Source organism: Vibrio sp. V08_P9A1T1, assembly GCF_963874405.1.
In the GTDB taxonomy this organism is placed as follows: Bacteria; Pseudomonadota; Gammaproteobacteria; order Enterobacterales; family Vibrionaceae; genus Vibrio; species Vibrio anguillarum.
Map to the genome: position 1 here is coordinate 1 of NZ_CAWNIB010000181.1, position 3,423 is coordinate 3,423.

5 protein-coding genes are annotated in these 3,423 nt (G+C 46.8%); 4 read left to right on the top strand and 1 reads right to left on the bottom strand.

The features are described from left to right. Positions 1-28: 28 nt before the first annotated feature. The 4 genes from AACT21_RS07965 (at position 29) to AACT21_RS07980 (ending at position 2,685) form a co-directional block, all read left to right on the top strand. Positions 29-586 carry an L-threonylcarbamoyladenylate synthase gene (locus AACT21_RS07965; RefSeq protein WP_017043689.1) on the top strand — a complete coding sequence of 186 codons (558 nt, stop codon included), beginning with the start codon at positions 29-31 and terminating at the stop codon, positions 584-586. 20 nt (positions 587-606) lie between these two features. Then, on the top strand, positions 607-1,521 hold the full coding sequence (gene hemF, locus AACT21_RS07970) for an oxygen-dependent coproporphyrinogen oxidase (protein WP_094164498.1): 915 nt from the start codon (positions 607-609) through the stop codon (positions 1,519-1,521). A 64-nt stretch (positions 1,522-1,585) separates the two neighbouring features. Beyond that, entirely contained in the window at positions 1,586-2,416 is an 831-nt protein-coding gene (gene aroE / locus AACT21_RS07975) for a shikimate dehydrogenase (protein WP_017043691.1), read from the top strand. 2 nt (positions 2,417-2,418) lie between these two features. Next, complete coding sequence (locus AACT21_RS07980) at positions 2,419-2,685, top strand: DUF1488 family protein (protein ID WP_010319906.1); 267 nt, start codon at positions 2,419-2,421, stop codon at positions 2,683-2,685. Here AACT21_RS07980 and AACT21_RS07985 read toward each other — a convergent pair whose 3' ends face one another. Continuing rightward, positions 2,686-3,234: a gamma carbonic anhydrase family protein gene (locus AACT21_RS07985; protein WP_094164499.1), complete on the bottom strand. Its 549-nt coding sequence runs from the start codon at positions 3,232-3,234 to the stop codon at positions 2,686-2,688. Positions 3,235-3,423: the final 189 nt, after the last annotated feature.

Here is a 3,423-nt window from a genome sequence, read left to right on the forward strand (position 1 = left end):
GTATTAAAGAAACCGATGGACAGTTTTTGTGAATAACTTTGAACACACTTTGCAGGCTCTACGTGACGGTGAAGTAATTGCCTACCCAACGGAAGGCGTGTTTGGGGTTGGGTGTGACCCAGATAACCCGCAAGCCATTCAGAAGCTCTTAGCGCTCAAGCAGCGTCCTGTGGAAAAGGGGTTGATTTTAATTGCGGCCTCTTACGAACAATTGCTTCCTTATATTGATGAGAGCCAGTTGACATCAGAGCAGCTTGCACGAGTGCATGCCACCTGGCCTGGCCCTGTGACATGGATAATGCCGACCAGTGATAAAGTCTCTACTTGGGTGAGTGGGCAATTTGATTCGATAGCCGTACGTGTGACAGATCATCCTTTAGTGCAAAAGCTATGCAATGCGTTTGGAAAACCATTAACCTCGACCAGTGCGAATTTAAGTGGTCTTGCACCTTGCCTGACAACGGAAGAAGTTGAATCGCAACTGGGTGAGCAACTGGTTGCGATTTTAGATGGTCAAACCGGTGGTCGAAATAAGCCCAGTGAAATTCGTGACGCGAAAACCTCACAAGTATTAAGACAGGGTTAACCCTGCTAAGGAAGCAAGCGATGCCAACCATTGATAAGCAAGCCGTCAAACAATTTTTGCTTGAGCTGCAAGATTCCATTTGCCAGCAACTTGAACAAGCGGATGGCCAAGCACTGTTTGAAGAAGATGCATGGCATCGCGAACCGAGTGAGCGTTTGGGAGGCGGTGGGCGAACTCGAGTGATGAAAGAAGGCCGTGTTTTTGAACAAGGCGGCGTTAATTTCTCACATGTGCAAGGGCAGCAAATGCCCGCTTCAGCGACCGCGCATCGCCCTGAATTAGCTGGACGTCATTTTGAAGCGATGGGGGTTTCTTTGGTGATGCATCCAAACAATCCCTATGTTCCGACTTCTCATGCCAATGTTCGTTTCTTCATCGCTGAAAAAGAAGGCGAAGATCCTATCTGGTGGTTTGGCGGAGGATTTGACTTAACGCCTTTCTATCCGTTTGAAGAAGATGCTCAATCATGGCATGCCACAGCGAAAGCACTGTGTGTTCCTTTTGGTGAAAAAGTGTATGCCGAACATAAATCGTGGTGCGATGAGTATTTCTTCCTCCCTCATCGCAATGAAACGCGCGGTATTGGTGGCCTATTTTTCGATGATTTAAATGCTTGGGGATTTGAGCGCTGTTTTGCTTATATGCAAGCTGTCGGTAAAGGATACACCGCTGCGTATTTGCCGATTGTTGAACGTCGTCAAGCGATGGAGTTCGGTGACAGAGAGCGCCAGTTTCAACTTTATCGCCGTGGTCGCTATGTAGAGTTCAACTTAGTGTATGATCGCGGCACATTGTTTGGTTTGCAAAGTGGCGGTCGAACGGAATCGATTTTAATGTCGATGCCGCCATTAGCTCGTTGGCAATATCGTTATCAAGCGGAAGAGGGCAGCGCAGAGGCGAAATTAAACACCTTCTTGCTGCCGAGGGAGTGGTGACCGCGGTACATTTTCAATGATAGGGTCGCCGAGGTGGCCCTGTTAATTATCGAGAGGCAAGGATATGGCTCAGCACATTGATCAATATGCAGTATTTGGTAATCCAATTGGGCACAGTAAGTCGCCGATGATCCACACACTTTTTGCACGGCAAACCAGTCAGGAAATGCACTATACCGCTCAACTCGCGGCTCTAGATGGCTTTAAACAAGCGGCTGAAACCTTTTTTGCCTCCGGTGGTCGAGGGTGCAATATTACCGTGCCTTTTAAAGAAGAAGCGTATCAGTTTGCGGATCGATTAACCGAGCGAGCTCAACTTGCAGGCGCGGTCAATACACTGAAAAAATTAGATGATGGCGAAATTATTGGTGATAACACCGATGGAGAAGGGCTGGTTCAAGATCTGCTTCAGTACCAAGTGCCACTACGAGACGCTTCTATTTTAGTGATTGGTGCTGGCGGCGCGGCGCGCGGCGTGATTAAGCCCTTACTCGATCAGCATCCTGCAAGTCTCGTGATTACCAACCGTACCTTTGCAAAAGCCGAGCAGCTCGCCACGCTTTTTAGTCCCTTTGGCGCGGTAAAAGCAATCGCGTTGGAAGAGATTAATCAACATTTTGACCTCATCATTAACTCGACCTCGGCCAGCTTGGATGGTGAATTGCCAAACATCGCTCCGACGATCTTCAGTAAGAGCAGTGTGGCCTATGACATGATGTATGGCAAAGGATTAACAACATTCAATCAGTGGGCATTAAGTCATCATTGCGCTCATGCCTATGATGGTTTGGGGATGTTGGTTGGGCAAGCTGCGGAGAGCTTTATGCTATGGCGAGGACTCAGGCCGGGTTCTCGACAAATATTGAGAGAACTGAGAAAAAATCTAGAAGGCTAATCATGAATCAAGCGATTTTATTTCCTGACCGACAAACGTGGCACTCGGCAAGCCAAAGCGTACTTTTTCCTGCTCAACACGCGGGAGCTCTGCTCGAGTGTACGGTACACAAGTCAGTACTGAGCCATCTGTCTGGTGAGATGATTACTAACGGTGAGCAAGCTATTCAAGTTTTTGAACAATGGCGATTTGACCTTGAAGAGCTTGCTGAAAGCTTGATTGAAGATGAAGCGTTCAACTTAGATGGACAAATAGAGATTAAAGCTTAGTTAATGGCTTTCTTTGACACTCGTAAGATAGTCATTTTTGTTCTGCACATAGTTGTCGGAAGATTTAAGCAAAAAAGCTCGCTCTTTATCTGTTAGCGGGCGGATCTGTTTCACTGGGGATCCTACATAAAGATAGCCGCTAACCAATACCTTGTTTGGTGGCACTAAACTGCCAGCTCCAACCATCACCTCCGATTCAACGACTACGCCATCGAGCACAATTGCTCCCATGCCAATTAAGACTCGATCATGGATTACGCAACCATGCAGCATCACTTTATGGCCAATTGTGACGTCATCGCCAATAATAAGTGGAAAACCATCCGGGTTTTCGGTGTTTTTATGAGTCACGTGCAGTACGCTGCCATCTTGAATGTTGCTACGTTGGCCAATGTGAATATGGTTTACATCGCCTCTGGCTGCAACCAATGGCCATATGCTGGAATCATCGCCTAAAACAATATCGCCAACCAACACCGAGCTACTATCTATATAGACGCGCTGTCCGATTTGTGGGGATATTCCTCTATAACTACGAATTGATGACATGCTCGTCTCCTTTAATAACTGACGCCATAAGATAAATTAAACAGAAATAGCGTCAAAACAACTCTTTTTGAATAAAAATTATCCCAACGAACAGAAAATCAAAAAAAACAGCAAAAAGGGGTTGCCAACGTGACGGCGATCTCTATAATGCCGCCTCACTGACACGGCACAGCCAGTAAGGGTTCAAGC